This window comes from Sphingobacterium sp. 40-24 (assembly GCF_001899705.1).
Lineage (GTDB): Bacteria > Bacteroidota > Bacteroidia > Sphingobacteriales > Sphingobacteriaceae > Sphingobacterium > Sphingobacterium multivorum.
Genome location: NZ_MKWH01000054.1, coordinates 1 through 24,047 on the forward strand (window position 1 = coordinate 1; position 24,047 = coordinate 24,047).

19 protein-coding genes are annotated in these 24,047 nt (G+C 39.7%); 2 read left to right on the forward strand and 17 right to left on the reverse strand.

Features of this window, described 5'->3' with window-relative positions:
• Positions 1–105 precede the first annotated feature (105 nt).
• From rpiB to BGP15_RS19190, 9 genes are all read right to left on the reverse strand, one after another.
• Positions 106–552: a ribose 5-phosphate isomerase B gene (gene rpiB / locus BGP15_RS19150; protein ID WP_046672275.1), complete on the reverse strand. Its 447-nt coding sequence runs from the start codon at positions 550–552 to the stop codon at positions 106–108.
• Positions 553–564: 12 nt separating this feature from the next.
• Positions 565–1,425: a twin-arginine translocase subunit TatC gene (tatC, locus tag BGP15_RS19155; protein ID WP_070566223.1), complete on the reverse strand. Its 861-nt coding sequence runs from the start codon at positions 1,423–1,425 to the stop codon at positions 565–567.
• Between the two features lie 76 nt (positions 1,426–1,501).
• On the reverse strand, positions 1,502–2,857 hold the full coding sequence (accC, locus tag BGP15_RS19160) for an acetyl-CoA carboxylase biotin carboxylase subunit (RefSeq protein ID WP_046672273.1): 1,356 nt from the start codon (positions 2,855–2,857) through the stop codon (positions 1,502–1,504).
• 73 nt (positions 2,858–2,930) lie between these two features.
• Positions 2,931–3,410 carry an acetyl-CoA carboxylase biotin carboxyl carrier protein gene (gene accB / locus BGP15_RS19165; protein ID WP_046672272.1) on the reverse strand — a complete coding sequence of 160 codons (480 nt, stop codon included), beginning with the start codon at positions 3,408–3,410 and terminating at the stop codon, positions 2,931–2,933.
• A gap of 74 nt (positions 3,411–3,484) precedes the next feature.
• Entirely contained in the window at positions 3,485–4,474 is a 990-nt protein-coding gene (locus BGP15_RS19170; protein WP_046672271.1) for a beta-ketoacyl-ACP synthase III, read from the reverse strand.
• 7 nt (positions 4,475–4,481) lie between these two features.
• Positions 4,482–5,420 carry a phosphate acyltransferase PlsX gene (gene plsX / locus BGP15_RS19175; RefSeq protein ID WP_070566225.1) on the reverse strand — a complete coding sequence of 313 codons (939 nt, stop codon included), beginning with the start codon at positions 5,418–5,420 and terminating at the stop codon, positions 4,482–4,484.
• Between the two features lie 106 nt (positions 5,421–5,526).
• A complete protein-coding gene (gene rpmF, locus BGP15_RS19180) occupies positions 5,527–5,718 on the reverse strand; it encodes a 50S ribosomal protein L32 (RefSeq protein WP_046672269.1) in 192 nt (63 codons plus the stop codon).
• Between the two features lie 14 nt (positions 5,719–5,732).
• Positions 5,733–6,269, reverse strand: coding sequence for a YceD family protein (locus tag BGP15_RS19185; protein WP_046672268.1), 537 nt, complete (start codon positions 6,267–6,269; stop codon positions 5,733–5,735).
• Between the two features lie 102 nt (positions 6,270–6,371).
• On the reverse strand, positions 6,372–7,022 hold the full coding sequence (locus tag BGP15_RS19190; RefSeq protein ID WP_070566227.1) for an epoxyqueuosine reductase QueH: 651 nt from the start codon (positions 7,020–7,022) through the stop codon (positions 6,372–6,374).
• 178 nt (positions 7,023–7,200) lie between these two features.
• On the opposite strand from BGP15_RS19190, the gene BGP15_RS19195 reads away from it, so the two are divergent.
• Complete coding sequence (locus BGP15_RS19195; protein ID WP_286770527.1) at positions 7,201–8,370, forward strand: hypothetical protein; 1,170 nt, start codon at positions 7,201–7,203, stop codon at positions 8,368–8,370.
• 8 nt (positions 8,371–8,378) lie between these two features.
• Here BGP15_RS19195 and BGP15_RS19200 read toward each other — a convergent pair whose 3' ends face one another.
• The 6 genes from BGP15_RS19200 to BGP15_RS19225 all read right to left on the reverse strand — a co-directional run bounded on the left by BGP15_RS19200 (position 8,379) and on the right by BGP15_RS19225 (position 18,094).
• The gene (locus BGP15_RS19200; protein ID WP_353681993.1) at positions 8,379–9,230 is read right to left on the reverse strand and encodes a transglutaminase-like domain-containing protein; all 852 of its coding nucleotides are present in this window, start codon (positions 9,228–9,230) and stop codon (positions 8,379–8,381) included.
• Between the two features lie 97 nt (positions 9,231–9,327).
• A complete protein-coding gene (locus BGP15_RS19205; RefSeq protein ID WP_046672265.1) occupies positions 9,328–9,987 on the reverse strand; it encodes an ABC transporter ATP-binding protein in 660 nt (219 codons plus the stop codon).
• Positions 9,988–10,090: 103 nt separating this feature from the next.
• A complete protein-coding gene (locus BGP15_RS19210; protein ID WP_286770528.1) occupies positions 10,091–12,493 on the reverse strand; it encodes an ABC transporter permease in 2,403 nt (800 codons plus the stop codon).
• Positions 12,494–12,748: 255 nt separating this feature from the next.
• Positions 12,749–15,196: an ABC transporter permease gene (locus BGP15_RS19215; RefSeq protein ID WP_286770529.1), complete on the reverse strand. Its 2,448-nt coding sequence runs from the start codon at positions 15,194–15,196 to the stop codon at positions 12,749–12,751.
• A 27-nt stretch (positions 15,197–15,223) separates the two neighbouring features.
• Positions 15,224–17,665, reverse strand: coding sequence for an ABC transporter permease (locus tag BGP15_RS19220; protein WP_286752358.1), 2,442 nt, complete (start codon positions 17,663–17,665; stop codon positions 15,224–15,226).
• Positions 17,666–17,869: 204 nt separating this feature from the next.
• The gene (locus BGP15_RS19225; protein ID WP_070566237.1) at positions 17,870–18,094 is read right to left on the reverse strand and encodes a helix-turn-helix domain-containing protein; all 225 of its coding nucleotides are present in this window, start codon (positions 18,092–18,094) and stop codon (positions 17,870–17,872) included.
• A 127-nt stretch (positions 18,095–18,221) separates the two neighbouring features.
• Here BGP15_RS19225 and BGP15_RS19230 point away from each other — a divergent pair, with 127 nt between their 5' ends.
• On the forward strand, positions 18,222–18,890 hold the full coding sequence (locus BGP15_RS19230) for a hypothetical protein (protein WP_159332743.1): 669 nt from the start codon (positions 18,222–18,224) through the stop codon (positions 18,888–18,890).
• A 149-nt stretch (positions 18,891–19,039) separates the two neighbouring features.
• Here BGP15_RS19230 and BGP15_RS19235 read toward each other — a convergent pair whose 3' ends face one another.
• Both BGP15_RS19235 and BGP15_RS19240 read right to left on the reverse strand, forming a co-directional pair.
• Positions 19,040–21,445: an ABC transporter permease gene (locus tag BGP15_RS19235; protein WP_286770530.1), complete on the reverse strand. Its 2,406-nt coding sequence runs from the start codon at positions 21,443–21,445 to the stop codon at positions 19,040–19,042.
• A 190-nt stretch (positions 21,446–21,635) separates the two neighbouring features.
• Positions 21,636–24,041, reverse strand: a complete 2,406-nt coding sequence (locus tag BGP15_RS19240; protein ID WP_286770531.1) for an ABC transporter permease — start codon at positions 24,039–24,041, stop codon at positions 21,636–21,638.
• Between the last annotated feature and the right edge of the window lie 6 nt (positions 24,042–24,047).

Here is a 24,047-nt window from a genome sequence, read left to right on the forward strand (position 1 = left end):
ACAAAACAAAAAACAGTAGCAACCTTTCGGCTACTACTGCTTAAATTTAAGTATTTTTAATCACTGAAAATCTGTATCGTTTTTTCAGGACTAGTCATAATTTACCTAACAGCTACAAGCTATCTTGTTTACGCGGTTAGCGTGACGCCCACCTTCGAATTCCGTGTTTATAAATGTGTTGACGATCTTTTTAGCGAGGTCAAGGTCGATAAAACGTGCAGGTATACATACGACGTTCGCATCATTATGCTGACGGGCTAAAGCCGAAATTTCCTCTAACCAACAGATAGCAGCACGGATATTTTGGTGTTTATTGGCTGTGATAGCAACACCATTTGCACTTCCACAAATTAAGACTCCGGCATCAGCTTCTTTGTTTTCTACCGCTGATGCAACTGGGTGTGCGAAATCCGGATAATCCACTGAATCTGGGGAATTTGTTCCAAAATCTGTTACCTCATAACCCAGTTCATTTAGAAAACTTACCAAAGCTGTTTTGTATTCAAAGCCGGCATGGTCACTTCCAATCGCAATTTTCTTTACACTGCTCATTTTATTGTTATTTTATTTTTCTTGTGCTAATTTTTTTCTTTTGACATCGGCCGAAACCATGATACTTATCTCATATAATAAGAACATTGGTGCTGCAACTGTCAGCATGGTGATGATATCTGCGGAAGGTGTAATGATAGCTGCTATCACTAAAATAATTACAGTTGCATAACGACGGCTGGCCCGCATAAATTCAGGGGTCATAATGCCTATTTTCGAGAGAATAAATACCAGTATCGGGAGTAGAAAAACAATTCCACAGCCCAATGTTAACGTTGCTATCGTAGAAAGGTAGTTATCAATGGTAATCTGGTTGACGATCTCATCACTTAGGGATACGTTGGCTAAAAAGTTGATGGATAAGGGTACAACGATGTAGTATCCGAAGAGTGCTCCTAAAATAAACAATAAAGAAGAGTAAAAAACAAACCCGCGTGCAGACCGTCTTTCCACATCGGTCAGTGCTGGTTTTACAAATAACCAAATTTCAAAAAGGAGGTAGGGGAATCCCATCATCAAAGCCATCAATAAACAGGAGTTTATCTGAAGCATAAATTGACCTGCTAGTTCGGTATTGATGATATTAAAAGGAATTTTCTTGACACAGAAGTCTGCCAAATTGAAAGCATCTGCTGCCTTACACATCATGCGATAGGTCCAAAAATTTAAATTCTTTGGCCCCATGATGATATCGTTGAATACGAAATCGTAGAATGTAAAGGCAATACCTGCAAAGATACAGATCGCAATTGCTGAACGGACCAAATGCCATCTTAAAACCTCAAGGTGGTCAAAAAAAGACATTTCCGCTTCTATATTCTTCCCTTTATCTTTAATAGCTTGTATTAGATCTTTCGAATTAGGTGTACTCATAAAAATTGTTTGGAAACAAAAATACCATTCTTATTGTAAAGAATGGTATTTTTTATGTATGTAAAGATAATTTTATTTAATCTTCTGCAGGATATTCCGTTAGGTCGAAAGTTTCCATAAACTTTGTCGTGAAATTGCCGGCTCTAAAGTTAGGGTCGCGCATCAATCTCAAATGCAAAGGAATGGTTGTTTTGATCCCTTCAATGACGAATTCACTCAATGCACGTTCCATAGTACAAATTGCTTCCTCACGTGTTTGCGCAACGGTGATCAATTTAGCAATCATAGAATCATAGTTTGGCGGAATTGAGTAACCAGAATAAACGTGTGTATCTACACGTACACCATGTCCACCTGGTGAGTGGAAGTTGGTGATTTTACCTGGTGAAGGACGGAAATTGTTGAAAGGATCCTCCGCATTGATACGACATTCGATCGCATGCATTCCTGGTTCGTAGTTTTTTCCGGAGATCGGAATTCCTGCGGCCACCTTAATTTGTTCTTTGATCAGATCAAAGTTGATGACTTCTTCCGTTACCGGGTGTTCTACTTGGATACGTGTGTTCATTTCCATAAAGTAGAAGTTGCGGTGTTTGTCAACCAAGAATTCGATTGTACCAGCACCTTCATAGTTTACAGCTTTAGCACCTTTGACAGCAGCCTCTCCCATTTCAGCTCTCAATTCGGGAGTCATAAAAGGTGATGGCGATTCTTCGATCAATTTTTGATGACGACGTTGGATCGAACAGTCACGTTCAGATAGGTGACATACTGTACCGAATTGGTCACCCACAATTTGGAATTCGATATGACGCGGTTCTTCTACATATTTTTCAAGGTAGATACCGTCGTTACCGAACGCAGCCGCAGATTCTACACGCGCAGAATCCCATGCTGGTTCAAACTCTTCGTCTTTCCAAATGATGCGCATACCACGGCCACCACCACCGGCTGTAGCCTTGATGATAACTGGGTAGCCGATTTCATTGGCTAAGGTAATACCTTCTTTTACGTTTGAGATCAAACCATCGGACCCTGGAACAGTAGGAACACCAGCTTTTTTCATGGTATCTTTTGCACGGGATTTATCACCCATTTTCTCGATCTGCTCTGCAGTTGCACCAATAAATTTGATACCGTACTCTGCACAGATAGCTGAGAAACGAGCATTTTCCGACAAGAAACCATATCCTGGGTGAATCGCATCTGCATTTGTTAATTCAGCTGCAGAAATAATATTCGGAATGTTTAAGTAAGAGTCTCTACTCGGTGGAGGACCAATACAAACTGCTTCATCCGCAAATCTTACGTGTAAACTATCGCGATCGGCAGTGGAATATACTGCGACACTCTTGATACCCATTTCACGACAGGTACGGATAATGCGCAGGGCAATCTCGCCTCTATTTGCAATTAATATTTTTTTGAACATTGTATTGAATTATGAAGTTTGCAAAAAATGTAGCCCTTTGGAGGCTACATGTATTCATTTACGTAATTGTAAATTACTTAGGCTCAACTAAGAATAATGGTTGGTCGAACTCAACAGGTTGAGCGTCTTCTACCAAAATCTTAACGATTTTACCTGAAACTTCAGATTCAATTTCGTTGAATAATTTCATTGCTTCAATGATGCATAGTACAGAACCGGTATTGATATCATCACCAACATTGACGAAAGATGGTTTACCAGGTCCAGCCGAACGGTAAAATGTACCGATCATTGGTGATTTGATTGTGATCAAGTTTGCTTCAGCGCTTGCGGCTGGTGCTGCAGGGCTAGCTACTGGAGCTGGTGCCGCTGCTTGTGCAACTTGAGGAGCAGCAATTGGAGCAACAGCAGGAACAGTCGCTGTTACGTACGTAGGCTCTTGATTTGTTTTTATTGTAATTTTAAAATCTTGCTCTTCAATTGAGACTTCATTCACACCTGATTTTGAAACGAATTTAATCAAGTCCTGAATTTGTTTGATATCCATACCCATAGTATTCTAGGTTTTGTTTGTTTCTAAAAAATTCTAACTGTCAAAAGTAATAAATTATACCATAAAATGGACAACTAATACGCCCATTTTAAATAGATGGATCCCCAAGTGAAACCTCCACCGAAAGCAGCAAGGATAAGATTATCTCCTTTCTTCAATTGAGATTCCCATTCCCACAAGCATAAAGGAATAGTACCACTGGTGGTATTTCCATATTTTTGAATGTTCACCATCACTTTTTCTTCCGGAAGCCCCACACGTTCTGCCGTTGCATCAATAATACGTTTGTTGGCCTGATGAGGCACCAACCAAGCAATATCTTCTGACTTTAAGTTATTTTTGACCATAACCTCATGTGCTACATCAGCCATATTGGTTACGGCAAATTTAAACACCGTACGACCTTCTTGGTAAGCGTAATGTAATCCTGCATCTACCGTTGCATGCGACGCCGGATTCAGCGAACCCCCACCTTTGATATTCAAAAACTGTCCTCCGGAACCATCGGTTTTTAAAATAGCATCTTGTATACCCATGCCTTCTTCATTTGGCTCCAATAATACACAGCCACAACCATCACCAAATAGGATACAGGTATTGCGGTCTTGGTAATTGATGACCGAAGACATTTTATCGGCACCGATAACAAGGACTTTTTTATGAGTGCCAGCAGTGATAAATTGTGTTCCTGTATTCAGACCGAACAAGAAACCTGAACAAGCCGCTTGAAGATCAAATCCCCATGCATTTGTAGCTCCGATTTTATCGGCCAGAATATTTGCAGTCGCAGGGAACAGCATATCTGGTGTGCTTGTACAAAAGATAATAAGGTCAATATCTGTAGCAGCTATACCTCTTTTTTTCAATAAACCTTGCACTGCAGGTACAGCAAGATCTGAAGTAGCAAGACCTTCACCTTTTAAGATGCGACGCTCTTTGATTCCCGTTCTGGAAACAATCCATTCGTCGTTGGTGTCGACCATTGTTTCCAATTCTTTGTTAGTAAGGATATAATCCGGAACGTAACCATTTACAGCCGTGATTGCGGCGTGAATCTTTGACATAAATACTCTAATTGAAAATAGATCTGATGCTGTCAATGAACTTAGACTCGATCATATCTCTTGAAAATAAAACCATATTTTTAATGGCCTCAGGTGTCGAAATACCATGGCCAATAATGACAGGAGCATTAACTCCCAAGATCGGGCTACCGCCGTACTGCTCGTAGTTGAATCGGTCGAAGAAATCATCTTTAAAACCTTTTTTCAACGTCACTACATAAAATGATTCTGCGAGTTTCAAGACGACGTTGCCTGTAAATCCATCACAGACGTAAACGTCGGCATGGTCACTGAACAGGTCACGGCCTTCTGCATTTCCGATAAAGTTAATCTTGTCGTTGGCTTTAAGTAGGGGGTAGGTAGAGGTTGTTAGGATGTTTCCTTTTTCTTCTTCTTCTCCGATATTCAATAATCCCACTTTAGGGGTGGATACATTAAACACATGTTCGGCAAAGACACTTCCCAAGATTGCAAATTGGTTCAACATCTCTGGTTTACAGTCCGCATTAGCGCCGACGTCCAATAAGATTCCGAAGCCTGATTTTAATTTGGGAACAATGGATGCTATTGCAGGGCGTAATACGCCTGGGATAGCTTTAACGCTGAACATTGAGCCCACAAGCATGGCGCCAGTATTACCAGCAGAAGCGAATGAGTCAATTTCTTTGTTTTTTAAATATTCAAATCCCTTCGCAATACTTGAGTTGGGTTTTTGAGTTATTGCTTTGGTTGGATGTTCACCCATTGCAATGACTTCTGGAGCCTCCACATATTCAAAGTCAGATGAATTTCCTCCGGCTTGATTGATTAATTGTTTAGTCTCTTCAGTTTTACCAAAAAGGACTATTTTTTGGTCTCCAGTAAGCTGTTTTTGTGCTTCAATAGCACCTGTTATCGTTGCTTTAGGAGCATAATCTCCTCCTAAAATATCTAAACCAATCTTCATCCGTTATTATTTAGTAAATCAATAATACGCAAAAAACATCCCAAAGTAAAGCAAATTTCTAAAATAGTGCTTGTCTGGGATGTTTTGGTGTTATGAAAGGTTTACCTTAGACAACAGCTGTATTTTCAATGATCAATTTACCGTTGTAGTACAAGTTTCCGTCTACAGTATATGCACGGTGAGGTAAATGAACTGCGCCAGTTTCTTTACATACTGTCAAGCTTGGAGCTTCAGCTTTATAATGTGTTCTTCTTTTGTCTCTTCTTGATTTAGAAGTTTTACGTTTTGGATGTGCCATCTCGTATTCTTGTTTTAGTTATTTTTAATATTTCTCAATGCTTCCCAACGTGGGTCGATAATTTCTTCTTCTTTTTGTTCCTCTGAATCAGGCTCGCTTGTAAATAACGCGAGCATCTCAGGATCACATTGTATACCTTGTCCCTGCTCTTCACATTTTACGATATAGGGAACAGCTAAATTAATGTATTCGTATAATAACTCAGCTATATCCAACTCATGGTCGCTTTTGGATAAGATCAACACCTCTTCGGTATTATCTGTCCAATCTTCATCCGTGAATTTGACTAATATTCGTTCTTGAATTGAAATCGGTGACATAAACTCTTTTAAGCAGGTATCACAAGTCAATTGAATTTCGCCTTGGATATCAAAATGCAAAATCAAAAGATTTTCTTGTTTTTGCAATTCAACTTCTGCTTTCAGATTGCCATCTTTTACAATCGAATGTTCGTAGCAGTCAAAGAACTTTTTATTAATGTCAAACTCAAAATTGTGCTTTCCAGCGTTGAGCCCCGAAAAGGGAATTCTGTATTGTTTTAGATGTTTCACAATCTTGCATTTGAGCCTGCAAAGGTATGTATAAAATCATTAGGATAGAAATATTTTTTCAAATATTCCGAAGCAAAGCTTCATATACACCAGTAACAGGACTTATTCATAATAATTTTTGCCTAACTCTATCTTTTCGCGCCCATTTGCCATACGCCATTTGTTGGTATCGCGTAGCGAATAAGCACAGCCGCAATATTCCTGCATATAGAATTTCTCCTTTTTGGAGACTTCAAGCATACGGGCAGAACCACCTTTCTTACGCCAGTTGAAAGTCCAATACTCCATCCCTTCATGGCGGGAGGCAGCACGTAAACCACAATCATTGATCTGCTCCATGTTTTTCCAACGGGAGATACCCAGCGAACTTGAAATCACATCAAAGCCATTGGCAGCCGCATACTCAGCCGTTTTTTCAAAACGCATATCAAAACACATCGTGCAACGGATGCCTCTTTCAGGCTCTTGCTCCATCCCTTTGGCCAAATCAAACCAATGATCAACATCGTAGTCCGCATCAATAAAAGGGATATTATGTTTTTCCGCAAATCGGATGTTCTCGTCTTTGCGTAAATCATATTCTTTGCGGGGATGAATATTGGGATTGTAAAAATAGATTGTAAAATCGATATCCGAAGCAATGAGTGCTTCCATCACTTCTCCAGAACACGGAGCACAGCAGGAGTGTAAAAGTAATTTTTTGCCCTCTCCCGGTAATGTCAACGTCTCCCTTACAAATTCCTTATTTTCCATAATCGTATGTGCTAACAAAAACAAAGGCAATTTTAATCAAAAAGTAGCGGATTGACAAATATTTCCGTTTTACTTATACGGGTTTGCCCCTAAAAGAATCATATAAATTCATTGATATTCTGCATATATTAGTAGATTTGTATGTTTAACGCAATACGCTATTTTTAATAAAAAATATATGAAATTTTCGTTTCAATCCTGTATTATCCTATTCGTTGCCAGTGTAATAGGTTTTACTTCTTGCAAGAAACTGGATGATGAGCCTGTACGAACGGGGGCTACTTTGATCTCTAGATTATATGTTTCTTTCTCGGATTACGACCAGAACAATTCTGCGCTTAAAAACATGATGATTATCGATCCGGCTGATACGACCAATTTAGATAATATCTATCAATATCTTTCTCCGGCAAAAGGGGGCGGACCAATTCTTTTTGATGCTGCTGCCCGGGCTATCTTTCAGGCGAGTGTTACGGCACAGGATACCTTTCTTCAGGTGATTCCATTTGCCAATGAGATCTATGGAATTCCTGGTAATGCAGGTGCTATTGGATATACTGGTTTTACGAATGTAAGGGGGTTGGCCTATTATACGTATGCCCAACAAAATGGTAATTCTGGTTCTGTTACAACACCATTTCTTTTGGCCGTCACGGATCGTGGAGTCGATAGATCGATGTTGTATGCTATAAGCACGCCAAGCGGAAAAGTAGGGTCAAAAGGTGGTGCGCCGATCATTGATAAGCAGATTAATCTTGGTAAAGTTGTCCCAACGTCGTTGACTCTCCTTAATAGTAGTAACAATGATAATAATGAAAAGCTAGTGCTGATTGGATTTAATAACGACGGCTCTAGTAATGGAAGTGGCTTTGTAGTTTATTCGACGCTAAGACAACAACTAATCGATCAGGCGCGTGATACTATTGTCAGCTTTGACAAATTTACGCCAATGATGAAAGTATATATCAAGGGTAAAACGGGATTAGGTTCGGTGTCCTATGCTCCCAAAAAGAACTTGTTGGCGGTAACTTCCGGTAGTGAAGTGCTATTTTTTAAAGATCCAAAAACCTTATTTAGCGGCGCCACGGATAAAACGAACGTGGAGCCGGACTATGTTGTCGGTGGGGCTAATACAGGCTTAGTAAAACCTTGGGGGATAGCCATTGATGATCGTACGGAACAAGGGAAATTCTTTTATGTTTCTGATCTAACGAATCGTACAATTTCGCGTTTTCCATTGGTTGGCTTAAGTGAAGGCAATGTAAAACCCGATATTGCGGCGAAAACCTATGGCTCTTTAACACCGAATTATATCTTTTTAGATGCTCGTGAAGCTAATGTTTTCTAATATGCAGTTTAAGTAAGCAACTGGAAAAGCGCTTTGATTTCCTGTTGCTTGTTTGAACTTTCATGTTCCTCGTAAGCAGACATCAGGTTTCTCAAAGCTCGTTTAAGGATGGTCACATTGTCGCAGGGATAGGTAAATTCTCTATCCGGATTGAGGTTCAGTTGCTTCAAAAATGAATTTACATCGCTTTTTTGCATAACCTGTCCACGATTAAACGCATTGATGTAAAACAGCACATTTTCATTTCCTTCTTCATCCGAATCCATATACGCCAATACAAAATGCTTGGGTAAATTAATACCGTAGATCGGAATGTCCAATTTTTGTGCAATGATACTATAAATGCAGGATAGGGTTAAGGGATTCCCCTGTTTGGTATCGAGCACTTGACCAATGTAGGAGTTCTGCGGATGATGATAATCCTTTGTATTTCCTGTTAGGCCGAAGGAGCCAAAAAGAACATGATTCATCAGGTTCACTTTTTCCAGCGGGCTCATGTCGTAATGCAAACCGCGCCATACCTCAGTTTTGAGGTCTTCTATCGCTAAAACAATCTTATGATCCTCATAAGAAGGATATTGATAATTATTGAGGATAATTAATCCTTCCAGTAGATTGAATGAGTTACTCAGGTTCCAAATCTGTAATTCGTTTTTGGTCTGATCAAATTGAATTTCATGGATAATATTCTCTAATCGACCCTGTATGTGAGGATCGAAGCTGGACTCCCAAAATTTTTCCAAATAGGGTACAATCTCAGGACCTTGGCTTTTTAACTGGTGCTCCACTTCCTGAATAATCTGTTGGTCGGTGTCGTCCAACAGGGATATTAGCGATTTCAACTCTCTCTCATTCATCATAACGAAGTTAAAGAATTGATTCGAGATATGAGCTAAAAAAATCCCTACCGTCATTGATGTACTGCGTAGGGATTATCCAGGTTAAATTGGCATACAATTATTTGAGCTGACCATCCAGCATATTGACAACTCTTTTACCGTATTCGGCATTTTTTTCAGAATGGGTTACTTGTATGATTGTAACGCCATCATCGTTGAGCTGTTTGAATAAATCCATGATTTCTTCGCCTTGTTTGGAATTTAAGTTACCCGTAGGCTCATCGGCCAGTAATAACTTCGGTGATCCCGCCAATGCACGCGCTATACCGACAATCTGTTGCTGGCCACCGGATAACTGGGCCGGGAAGAGATCCTTCTTCCCGACAATGCCAAAGCGATCAAGCATATCAGCAACAATAGCTTTTCTTTCTTTGCTTGAAATGTCTTTATAGATCAAGGGTGTTTCGATATTTTCATACACGGTCAATTCATCCAGGAGATGATAAGCTTGAAATACATAGCCTATGTGGGATTGGTATAGTTGCGTTCTTTTCTTTGCTTTCATTTCCAATACATTCTCGCCCATAAAGATATATTCACCCTCATCAGGTTCATCAAGCATACCGATAATATTTAATAAAGTTGATTTTCCAGACCCTGATGGCCCCATGATGGAGATAAAATCACCTTCAGCAATATCGAGACTTACATCTTTAAGGACGAATGAGCGTGTACCACCTACGTTATACCACTTGAATAAATTTTTTAATTGTATCATTTTTTAGTATTGAGATCTTAGATATTCTTGTTTTATATTTTTATTAGTCATCATAATTACTGTTCTACTGGGGAATAGGGCCCTTTACCGCTCAAATTATCTTTTATTCATCGCGCAGGCTATCTATTGGATTTGTTTTTGCGACTTTTATAGATTGGAAGCTGATGGAAACCAATATGAGGATAAATATGCAAAATATTGGGATCAAAAACGACCACCAGGACAGCTGAATATGATAGGCGAAATTGGAAAGCCATTTATTCATGAGTAGATAGGCTATTGGAAGGGCTATGCCGATCCCGACTAAAAAGAGCTTGAAAAATGGTTTGTTCAATTGAATAAAGAGCAATTGTACCGAGGCCCCCAGTACTTTGCGGATGCTCATTTCCTTTTTTCGTAATGCCGCCTGATACGCCGCCATACTAAATAGCCCTAAGGCCGCGATGATAACCGAAAGGCTGGTGAAACTATTAAAAGCAGTCTGCAATTCGTGCTGTTTTTTGTGCTGTAAAGCATATTGCTCATCCATAAAAGAATAATCAAGAGGCAGATCTTTTGCGGATGGATTTTTCTCCCATTCTGCTTTGACTGTATTGATGGCCTGATCAACCATTCCCGGTTTTGTTTTGACCATGAGGGTTGTCTGAAAGCGCATAGTACCACATTCGTTTTTAAATGAATATAGGCTCGGCTGAACTACATTTTCAAAGCCATAAGCTTTACTGTCTTTGACTAGGCCAACAATTTCAAAGGTGACATCACAGCCTTTGATTTTAGCACCTATCGGGTTTTCGAGTCCTAAATTTTTGGCTGCAGATTCGTTGATAATAGCATAGTTGGCCAAGGAATCGTGAAGCAGTTGATCTATTGAAACAGTGGTGTTTCCTTGTATACTGGAGATATTTAGCGTCTTGAAGTATCCAGGATCAATACCGACATGTGCAAACGAAACGTTTTTTTGAGCATAGGAAAAATCCATTTTGGGAGGTTGTTCGCCTTCCCCTGGAATATTTGTCGCTGATGCAACAGAGGCAATACTTGGATCATTTTCTAACCGACGTTTTAGTTGTTGATAGGAACCATCAATTTTGGAATCATAATACATGCCTATTCCTTTGAAATTAACAACCTGTGCAGGCTCAAATCCTTTATCCGCCTGCTGCATATAATTTAGCTGTGCCCTAATAACCAGCATGCCCGATATAAATAGGATGGCCATACTGATCTGAAAAGTTAGTAGTGCGTTTCGAAATGTGCCCTTTTTGAGAATGGAAGTCAGTCCACCTTTTAGGAGATTAACAGATTTGAAGCCAGAGAGTATGATCGCTGGGTATATTGCCGATAGAATTGTTGTCAATAGTACGGCAATAGCAAGTTGGGCGATTGTCTCCGAACTCAAAATATAACCCTTAAGATCATCATTGAACCATTTTTGGAGGATATTTCCTGTGAGGGCCAAAGCAACGAAACTTAGAATTGCAGCACTGAAAGTCAGAATAAATACTTCTAGTACCAATTGCCTGACGATAGCCCAACGTGAGCTTCCCAATATTTTTTTGAGCGCGAGTTCCTTAATGCGTTGATCCGCTTGTGCCATAATCATATTGGCAAAATTGGCAGAGGCGAGTAAGAGGATCAAAACGGAGAGAATACCAATAATCCACGTGATGATATAAGCCGTGTTACTTCCTGTTTTTGGCCGAAGGTGAAGGTTGGACAGTGGGTCTAGGTAGATCCTCCCTTTGGCATAACTGGAGGAGCTGATTTTATCTTTCGGTGCAATCTCTTTCTGGTAAAGCGCGTTGATGCGATTGGTCAACTTCGTGATATCCGTACCGGGACGTACTTGAATATAAGTTTGATACAAAAAAGGATTATTATTGGCGAAAAGGTCCTGCGGTTCACGGATAAACAGGAGATCGTAATCAATCATGGATAGACCTTGCTCTTTGATTGTACCGTAGATTGTTTCCTGCACACCTAGAGCAAGGCTTATAGCTGGAATCGACTGGGGGCTGTCAAAATTTAAGTCTTCTTTTTTGAATAGTTGTTCGGCAATATGGCTTTTGACCATGGTCGCATCCTTTTGATCCTTGTTTTTGTAGAGCGGTCCGGTCGCATTTTCGATTTGAAAGATTCGTGCGGCTGAGGAGTCAATCAGTGCAGCATTTTTAATAAGGACTGTTTTTTCACCAAAAAGGGGATAACTTCCATAATTGTAAACTATTTTTCGACCTGCATAGACGATATCAGGTAAATTCTGTTTTAGCAATGGAGCCAGAGAAGGTGAAGTTTCGTCCGTAAATGCACCTTCTGCTTCAAGGCCAATTTGGTAGATATCCTTGTAATGTGGATTCCATTTATCGTAGCTGGTCTCTCGATTGATGTATTGATAGGAAAGGATAAAACCGGTAAAACCCAAGGTCAATCCAATTATATTTAGAAGAGTAAATCCTTTGTTTTTTAAGAGTTTACGCCAAGCTAGTTTGAAATCATTTTTTGTCATCTTACGCTGGATAGGTATGCTTAAACCAAGTAGAATTATTTCACTCAATTAAAATTACAATCCCCTTGCCAGTGTCGTAATAGTTTTATTATAAATAACTTATCGTGTTTTTGTTTTGTTTTTGAATGTTCGATTTCGAACAGTTTACGTCCAGAATCGAACATTCATTCCCCTAAGCTATTGGTTCAATGACCACCACGCAACAGGCAGGCAATTACCAAGGCAACAAACACCAATTTTTAAGATCTTCTGACTTTATTCATCCCTTAAACTATCGACCGGATTGGCACGGACGACTTTCCAAGTTTGATAACTAATCGTCCCAAAAGCAACTAAGATTGCACTTATTCCTGCCAGAACAAAGTAGAACCAATTGATTTCTATGCGATAATTGAAATCCGCCAGCCATTGATTCATTGCCCACCATGCAACAGGTGTAGCAATAATCAAGGCTACAAAGACCAATTTTATGAAATCTCCGGAGAGTAATTTGAGTAATCGGATGGAACTTGCCCCGAGGACCTTACGGACACCAATTTCTTTGGTACGTTGCTGGGTCACATATGTTGCTAGTCCAAAAAGTCCCAGAGCGGCAACAAAAATGGCTACAAAGGCAAAGCAGCTGAAGATATTTTTGATCCGTTGGACATCCTGATAGAGGTCAGCGAAGCCGGCATCAAGGAAATTGTAGTCGATTTTTTGATTCGGAGAAAACTTATTCCAAACAGTATTAATGTCGGCTAATGTTTTGGACATGTCCGTCGATTTGGTCTTGATCGAAAGCATGGAAGGGCTATTGGCAAGGGTCATGCAAACGGGATAGTAGCCCTCATCTTTCATTGATTCAAAGATAAAATTGTCGACGACACCGATAATGGTCCATGTCCTGCCGTTAGTAATTTGTGTACCAATGGGATTTCCTTTGATGCCTAAATCAGCAAGCATTCTTTTGTTAACAATAGCACCTGTACTATCCGATGCGATATGTGGATCGAAGTTTCGGCCGGCTATTAGCTTCAGACCAAAAGTGGAAAGGTAGCTTTCGTCGATATTCCAGAATTGCCCGCCTTCACCTAATTCAAGATCTTCCTTGCCTTTGGCCCAAAAAAGATTTCCATTTCTTTTTGCACCATCCAATTGAACCGGTAAATAGTCGCCAATAGAGACATCACGAACTGTTGGAATGGCTTTTAATTCATTTTTTAATTCTTTCGCCTGGGAGGCAATTCCCGTTACACCACGAAGTACAATGACCTGATCCTTATCAAAGCCAATGTCTTTATTAAGCATAAAACTGATTTGCTGATTTGCAATGAGTGCGCTGATGATCAATATAATAGATGTTGCAAACTGGAAAATAACCAGTCCATTGCGCAATAATGAAGATTTAGGATTCGTAACCGATTTGCTTTTTAATGCGTTGATCGGCTGAAATCCTGATAAATAGAACGCTGGGTATAAGCCAGCGAGGATACCGATGAACAACATGCTCAAAATCAGCGAAGGCACAAAGTACCACACTGTCCACGGTATAAACAGCGCTTTGTTGGCTAGATTGTTAAATAGTGGTAATAACAGGAAGGCTAATAATAACCCTATAAGAAGTGAAATAAGACTGTAACATATCGCTTCGGTCATAAATTGGATAATCAGTGTCTTTCGATTGGATCCAATGGTTTTGCGAATTCCGATTTCTTTTGCCCGCGTTGCTGCATTCGCTGTGGATAGGTTGATGAAGTTAATACAAGCGATCAATAAAATAAAAAATGCGATGCCAGCAAATATCCAGACCATCTTAATATCACCTTGATATTGCGTAGCCATGCCATATTCCGACACATTCTTAGAACGCAGGTGCATATCGAGGGCGTTTTGAAGTAAGACGGTTGACTGCATCATTTCGGGCGATATTTTCATTCCATTTTTTTTATTAATCAGAATATAATGGTCCTGAATATAGTTTTTTGAAATGCTACCCTGTGCGTTGGCAATATCTGCATTCTCCTTCAGTTTTACATAGGTAATGTAATTTGTCGCGCCCCAATTGTTTTGTTCACCCGGGTAAAATGGTTCGCCTGCAAGGGATATAAAATAATCATAACCATAGAGGCTGGAATTGTTCGGAACATCATCGATGACAGCCGTTATGTTATATAAAATACTTTTATTATTGTTGAGATAGATCGTCTGCCCTACAGCATTTCCTTTGAAATATTTCTCAGCCCTACTTTTGGTAATGACTATCGCATTGGGTTTGTCCAGCGCATGTGATAGCTGTCCTTGTACGACCGGAAGTGGAAATATTTCCAAAATGGACTGATCGACATAAACAAATCCTTTATCAAGGTAATTCTCTGCGCGGCCATTTACCGTAAATAGATTGCTTCCGGCACCAAATAAGGTATTGGGTAAAATGCGGCCGGCTAATTCTACACTTGGGATTTCCTCTTGCAAGGTTTTAGCTGCTGGGGCAGGAAAGGCAAAGGTTTGCCTCACTTTATCACCATCGGGTGCCGAAACGATAAGACGGAAAACACGGTCCATGTCGGGATACATTTTGTCATAACTGGTTTCATGGCGAATGTACAGTACAATAAGAATGCAAATGGCAATACTAAAAGCGAACCCGCCGATCTTGATAATCGAGTAAAGTTTGTTGTTGGCCATATTTCGCCAAGCGATCTTTAAATTATTTCCTATCATAATAAAGTTCTTTTACAGTTTTTGTATTTATTCATCACGCAGGCTATCCACCGGATTGGCGCGAATGGCTTTCCAAGTCTGATAGCTGATTGTGCCTAAAGCAATTAAAATGGCACTCATACCTGCAAGAATGAAGTATAGCCAATTTATTTCGATTCGATAGTTAAAATCAGTAAGCCATTGGTTCATTGCCCACCACGCAACAGGTGTGGCAATGACCAAGGCTACAAACACCAATTTTATAAAATCTCCAGACAATAATCGGAGTAATCTGATCGCACTGGCTCCAAGTACCTTACGTACGCCAATTTCTTTGGTTCGTTGTTGTGTCACATAAGTTGCAAGGCCGAAAAGCCCGAGTGCAGCGACAAAAATGGCAACAAGAGCGAAACAAGTGAATATATTCTTGGTCCGTTCCACATCTTGATAAAGGGCCTCGAAACCTTCGTCCAAAAAGCTGTAGTTAATTTGTTGATTTGGTGCAAATTTGTCCCATACAGCTGTGATATCAGCGATTGTCTCTTTGAGATGTTGCGATTTTACCTTAATAGAGAGTAGGGAAGGATTGCCTTGTAATGTCATACAAAGTCCTGCATACCCCTTCTCCTTCAACGACTCAAAAATAAAATCATCTACTACGCCAATGATCGTCCAGGTATTGCCATTGGTGATTTTTGCACCAATGGGATTCTTTAATTGAAGTTCGTCGGCCAACTTTTGATTGATAATAGCCGAACTGCTATCGGTGGCTCTCGTGGGATCAAAATTTCGTCCTTTATTTAAATGAAGACCGAATGTGCTCAGATAATCCTGATCGATTTCCCAAAATTGGCCCTGTGTAGCCATATCGAGATCTCTTCTACCATCAATCCAGAACGGATTGCCATTTCGTTTGGCACCATCGATGGGTACAGGGAGAAAATCACTCAGGGAAACTGAAGCAACATCTGGGAGGCTTTTTAGCTCATTTTTTAAACTTGGAAGCTGTTTCGATAATGTTCCAATTCCGCGAAGCACAACAACTTGGTCCTTGTCAAATCCCAGATCTTTGTCTAATATGTAGTTTATCTGTTTATTGGTCACCAATGCGCCAACGATAAGGATTATTGAGGTTGCGAATTGAAAGACAACCAAACTATTCCTAAAAAGCGAAGATTTGGCACCAATGACGTTGTTTTTCAGTGCAGTGATTGGTTTAAATTTGGATAGGTACAATGCTGGGTAGATTCCGGCAAGGACGCCGATCACCAATATAGCCGCCAAAAGAGAAGGAAAGAAGTATGCCGCTATCCAGGGAATGGTCAAGGATTTGTTGGCTAGTTGGTTGAATACGGGTAGTAGTAGCCAGCTTAGAAAGAGCCCGATAATCAGTGACAGTACACTATAACAGATTGCTTCAACAAGAAATTGTCCAATAAGCAGCTTCCTGGAGGAGCCAATAGTCTTACGGATACCAATTTCTTTTGCTCTTGTTGCTGCATTTGCTGTCGATAAGTTGATGAAGTTAATACAGGCAATGAACAAAATAAATAAGGCTATAGTTGCGAAGGTCCAAACCATGCGAATATCCCCTCTGTTCAATGTACTCACTTTATCGTCGCTTACATCCGCAGATTTTAGATGCATGTCGAGGGCATTCTGTAGGGTTATTTTTGCCTGCTTGAAAAGCGGATTAAGTTTACGTCCAGATTTTAGATATTCAGGGAGATAATGTATTTCTAAATAATTCTTTGAAATTTCTTTTTCTGCCAGTGCAACATTTACGTTGGGTTTTAATTTGACATAGACGGTATAATTGTTATTGAGCCAAGCAGTCTGTTCACCTTGATAAAAAGGCTCTCCAGCGAGCGACATAAAAAAACTATAACCGGCAAGGGTCGAATTGTTGGGCATATCTTCAATTACCCCAGTGATGGTATAGGCTTTCGACTTATTGTTGTTGAGATAGATCGTTTGTCCAATTGGATTATTTTTAAAATATTTTTCGGCTTTGCTTCTGGTGATTACCAATGTGTTGGGCTTGTCAAGTGCGTGGGACAGCTGGCCCGAAACCATGGGCATAGGAAACATGTCGAGAATGGACTGATCGACATAGACAAATCCATCATCATAATGGCTATCAGGGCTGTTATTTAATGACAATTGGTTACTGCCCGCACCGAATAAAGGGTTTGGTAGAATGCGTCCCGTTTGCTCAACGGACGGGATTTCTGCTTTCAGGGTCGGCGCCACAGGGGCAGAAAGTGAAACCCAGCGCTCGATTTTATGCTCAATAGGTAACTGAACGACCAAACGGTAAACTCTATCCATCGCCGGATAAAACTTATTATAGCTCGTCTCATGTTTTATATATAAAACAATAAGAATACAGATGGCAATACTAAAGGCAAAGCCGCCAATCTTGATGAATGAATATAGCTTGTTTTTTGCCATATTCCGCCAAGCTATTTTGAGATTATTTCCTATCATAGCAGATTTTTTTTAAGCCTGAATGATTGGTAGTTATAATCAAAACAGGCGTTTAAGCTGAAATCAATTGCGTTGCCATTTTGCTAATGTGTTGATAATTAGTTTCTTGGTTTAAAATTGAAAAGCTCGTCTGTACGATATCGAACAGTTTGGCGTTCAGTATCGCACAGACGAGCTAAGCACTGGCGAAAAATGGAGAATTGCTTACTCTTCAATCTCTTTCAACTGGAGATGATCACATAATTCGAACATCATTTTAGCTGGATCTGTATCAATAGCCAATGCAATCAGGTACATTTCATCCAAACGTAATTTGGCCGTTTCGGTCATCGTTAACTCATTGATTCTTGCCTTACTTAAACCCGTTTTTCGCGCAATTCGCGATTTATTAACGGATTTCTTCTCTAAAAATTCACCTAGTTTTGTCATAGTTATGATTTAGTATGCTCTTTTTTTTGTATAGATAAATATACAAAATGTTATTTTTATTTATACAAATGTTTTAAATTTTTAAATTATTTCTATTTCTTTGTATGGAATAACTATATGAGCTATAATGAGAAATAATTTTAAAGTGTTCAAACGGGTGTATAAGCATCGTTGTCAACCGTTGGAAATGCAGTTCTTTTATCGGATGATATTACAGCGTATTTCAAATGGTCTCTCACCCGAAGAAGTATCTTTTTTAATGGGAAAAGCACTGGATTTTATAAGCAAAGTTGAGTCTTTCAAAATTAAAACGATTCTTGCTATTGATTACTATATTTTTTGTCGTGTGTTAGAAGTGGGGAGTATACATGCCATGTTGCCTTTAGGGATGAATTTATCCAAGCAAAAGTATGCTTATGAGTTGCACGTTAATACATTGGCTGAGGAGGTTATTTACCATTTATATAGATTATCCATTGAAGAAGGGGTACAGGAGATCGAATTTAAGATAATGGACATCCGCCATAATTTTGATCCAAATGAACCTTCTACGTTGAATGAGCTTCGGAAGGTCAAGAGAATCATCGAAGCGCAGGTTGGCACGGGATATTTTAATAAAAATAGGAGTCCTTATGAGATACATAAATTGGTTTGTATGATACTCGATACATATGTAAAACCTAAAAACTTGATGAAGATACTTGAAGATTTGCTCAATCGGTCTGATGAGCTTAAACTTATTCGGAAAGAATCAAAATATGGATTTGTTTATCTATCGAAAAGCTATGAAGGTTAAAGGAATAAGGAGTTACCCATCCAGTAGCTGTTCGCAACGAATAGCTACTGGAAGAGTATAAAGATACGGAGCCGTAGGGAACCAATTATAAACTACTACACCCAATTCAGCTTGATAATAATTTTCGCACACCCTACGGCTCATTTTTCTTATTCATCTCTTAATTTTTCAACGGGATTAAACCGAGTTGATCGAAATACAATAATGCCAACCAATAAACTCAGCAATCCAATCAATGTACCCAATGGTAACAAGTAAGTAAATGCATTGATTTCTACGCGGATGATGTAATTTTGTAGCCAGTATTGCATCAATAGATAACTCAGTGGAACTGTCGTAAAGGCAGCAAATAGGAATATTCCGTAGTACTCTTTTGAAAAGAGCAACATCAAATGTGCTAGTGAAGCCCCTAGTACTTTACGAATGCCGACTTCTTTATTGCGCAGATGGATGGAAAGCGATATTAATCCGGTAAGTCCCAATACAACAATCAGCAGCGAAACAACCGTGGCAATCTGGGAAGCGCGATGCAACTGCAGCTCAGTTTCATATAGATTTTTGATGCGTTCATCCATAAATTTATATTCGAATGGTGCATCAGGTAGCAACGTTTTCCATTTTTTTTCGAGCTGTTGTACTGCATTGGAAAGAGGTCCCTGCTTCAATCGAATGCTAAGGTATCGATATTGAAGACTCTCATGTACATCCATCCAGATAATAGGCGGAGATGCCTGATGCAGTGAGTTGGCTACAAAATCTTCAGCAACGCCCACAATAGTGATTTTGTAATTAGGATCATTTATTGCTATTTGCTGACCAATTGCTTGCTCGGCATTTTTAAAGCCAAAATCATCCATAGCCTTCTTGTTGATGACAACTGGTCTATTATCCGCATTCGTTGCATAATGTTTAGGAAGAAAAGTTCCTGCAATTAGCGGTATCTCGTAGGTTTCCAAAAAGTGACTATCACTTGTAATCCGTTGTACCTGGATTTCTCTGTCGTCTGTCGTCCCGAATGCAGGCTGCATATTGGACCCCAGCAATCCAGGAGTTTCATAAGATAAGCTTACTGATTTTACTTCTGGTTGTTGGCTGAGTTCCTGTTGTAAAGTCTCCATTTTGCGAACACCATTTTCGGACCAATCCCTAGGTACCTGAACGGTTAATAAGTAATCTTTGTTGTACCCTAGATTGCTATGGAGAAATAGATCCACCTGTTTGGAAATAATCAATGTGCAGACAAGCAGGAGCAAGGCTACCCCAAATTGAAAAAACAAAAGAATTTTTCGCACCAGTTGTTTGCCCCCCAGCGTCGAAAACTGGCTTTTGACTGCCGGAAGTATCGCGACATTGGAAAGTTTAATGGCTGGATAGAGCCCCGCTAGTAGACCAATGAACAACGTCATTATAATCAGTAAACCAAAAAAGTAAATAGGCAATTCCACCAACGAGGGTAGCTTACGCATCAAGACATGTTCGAAGATTGGACTCGTGATGATGTAAATTGGAAGACTGATCAATGCTGCTATGGCCACAATCAGGATATATTCGGTCATCAGTTGTCTAATAAGTTGCATGCGAGATGATCCCATCATCTTGCGAACACCGATTTCCTTTAATCGCGTAATGTGCTGAGCGATACTAAAATTGATGAAATTGATGATGGCCATGATCAAGATGAAAATGGCAGTCCAAACCAACGTCTGTATCATTTTGCGGACGGCCCCTTGGTTGTCATCCAAATAATAGGTTTTCAATGGTTTTAAATTAGGGCTGTATTGATTGGAAAACTCTTTATCGGTATTCTTTCTTACCAGCGTTTCGATGGCGGCATCTACGCGCTCCACACTTACACCTGGTTTCAATTCGATATAACCGGCAATATAAGGGTTATCCCAATTGTCTATCGATCGGCCAAAGAATTGCTCGTTGATGATCGGTAAAAATATGTCTGCATGCATATTCTTTGTGAGATCCATAATGGCGTTTTGGACATCAGATTTAATGATTGCTGTAATTTCAAAATCATGTTTTTCACCCTTGAAATTTTTTATTTGTAGCGATTTGCCAAGTACATCCTCATTTCCGAAATATTTTATGGCTGCTTTGTCACTGATGACTACTGAAAAGGGATTATTCAAAGCGGTATTGGCATTGCCTGCTAAAATCTGGAATCCGAACATCGTCAATAGACTGGGATCTCCAAGAGACATGCCTTCTTCATGGATTGTTACTCCGTTCGCTACGATACCGGTCAACCCATCAATCCGATAATAATTGGAGACCAGGTTGGGATACTCCTCATGTAAAGCTTTGGGGAGTGCCCCTAATGTAGTTAAGTCAATACCAAATCCTTCTTTCTTATACTTGCTTTGCAACAAAAATTGCCGATCAATATTTTTGATATTGCTATTCACTTGATGTACATCCCATACATAAGCACCTACAAGTAATAGAAAAGTAATACCGCAGGTCAATCCAATTAGATTGATCAGATTTTGTACTTTTTTCTTTCCGATATTTCGCCAAGCAATCTTGAAGTTTGTAAAGTTCATTGTCTTAAAATATGAATTTATTTTGGTCGTGGAGCTGCTGATAGCTTGTGCTCTACTTAAAAAATTAAAAATACAAATGTTTGGCCAAGTAATTATCCTGTTGATCATTAACGGATTGCATTCCTGATTCTTTTACTCGCTGTTCGATATCGGACAGTGCTTTGTCCATAGCTGAACAGACGAGTCTATTTTATTCATCACGTAGACTGTCGACAGGTTTTGTTAGGGCTGCGCGTATCGCTTGTGAACTTACTGTAATTAAAGCAATAAAAACGGCTAGCGCGCCTGCTAGTACAAACATCCACCATTGCATCTCAATACGGTATGCAAAATTTTCTAACCATTTGTGCATCATCCACCAAGCTAGGGGAGAAGAAATGACAATGGCAATGAGAACGAGTTTGACGAATTCAGTGGAAAGCATGCGTGTGATGTCGGGAACTGTAGCTCCAACAACTTTCCGGATCCCTATTTCCTTTTTGCGTTGATTGGCGGTAAAAATAGCCAAGCCAAATAAACCGAGGCAAGCCACAAAAATAGTCAGCCCCGCAAAGATACTCAGTAACTTACCCGTTTTCACTTCTGCTTGATAGGTTTGTGCGTATCGCTCATCCAGAAAGGAATAGCTGAATGGAATGTCTGTCGGAAAGGAACGATAGAGAGACGCTAATTTTTGAATGAGCTTCTCCATATCGGTTGTTTGTGTTTTAAGAATCAAACTCCCGGCTTGATCGCTAAGAACCATCACAAGCGGAGAGATCTGCTCATGCAAAGAACGAAAGTGGAAATCCTTAACGACACCAATAACACGATAGCTTTTGTTGTCTTTATTGGTTAATATTTTACCAAGGCTATGATTGTTCCAACCCAGATCTTTTGCTGCGGTTTCATTGATGATAACAGAAAGGCTATCATTACCAAATGTTTTTGCGAAATTCCGTCCTTCTTTAAGTTGCATACCCATAACATGAATATATTCTTCATCAACATCGTAACGAATTGTTTTGACCCATTGATCAGTATTGCCATCTGGATAAATGAAAAAATTGTTGTTGTTGCTTTCTCCAGCAGGAAGATAGGACGAATGAGAGACATGCTTGATCCTGCTGTCTTGCATCAATAAATTATAATATGTCTTTTCGTTTTTTCCCAAAGGCCAGCTCGGTATAATAAGGACATTATCCTTGTTATATCCAAGTTTAATATGACGCATATAATCCAGCTGCTGAACAACAACCACGGTTCCAAAGATAAGCCCGACAGAAATGATGAATTGAAATACAACAAGTCCGCTACGTAAATTAAAGCCTTTAGTCGAGCGGCTTATTTTCCCTTTTAATACCCGTAGCGGATTAAATGAGGATAGATATAACGCGGGATAGCTACTGGAAAATAGACCGACAATTAGACCAAAACCTAGTAAGATGGGGATGATTTTAGATATTTCAAGTTTTTGAATATCAATCTCTTTTCCGGAAATCTGATTAAATAGGGGGAGGGCAAGTAAAACAATTCCCAGAGCTATTCCTAAGGAAATATAAGTCAGGAGGACACCCTCTAGCATAAATTGTCGCATCAGGTTTTGCTTGTCAGCACCCAGTACTTTTCGTACGCCAACTTCCTTACATCGCTTAAAACCACTGGCTGTAGATAAATTCATAAAATTAATGGTGGCTATCAATAGCATAAAAAGTGCAATAGCGCTGAAGATGTAAACGTACCGTATATCCCCAGGGACACTGAGGTCATAGTTGAAATTCGAATGTAGATGGATATCTGTGAGCGGTTGTAGGTAAAGACCGATCTTATTTCCCGTTTTTTTGAATTCTTGGTAACTCATGCCAAAACCGGCCATAAATTGTGTGGCAACATGTTTGTCGAATAGGGTGGCTAAGTTTTTTTCGAGCTTTTCACGTGATGCATTTTTTGAAAGAAGCGCATACGTATAGTATTCGGAGGTCATCCATGAATCTGAACGTGAATCTTCCAGTGCATCCAAAGAGGTAAATACATCAAAATGAAAATGGGAGCTTTGTGGAACATCTTTGATTACTCCAGTGATTTTGAGAATCGTTGGATTATCTTTGATGATGAGGTCTCGACCGACAACATCGTTTGTGCCGAAGTATTTTAAGGCGGTGGATTCGGATATCACTGCAGAATTAGGGGAAGAAATCGCTGTAGACATATTCCCTTTAATAAAAGGGAGCGTGAAAATTTTGAAGAAAGAAGCATCCACGAAAGCCATCTGCTCTTCGTGGAACACTTTATTGTTGGCAACAAATAGGGGGGATCCACCCATTCTTAATCGCGCTGTTTCCTGCACTTCGGGCAGCTCTGACTTCATCGTCGAAGCTACAGGTGGCATTACATGTGCATCATTGATCGTTCCGCCCTTAACCGTTCCTCTGAAAACAACGCGTACAATACGGTCTGCATGCTCGTTGTAACGATCAAAACTAAATTCATCGGTCACATATAAGCTGATCAGAAGGCAGGTTGCAATGCCCATGGCCAACCCAACGATGTTGATAAACGAGGTAGAGAAATTGCGGGTTAAATTTCTCCATGCTATTTTTAAATTATTCTTGATCATATTGAG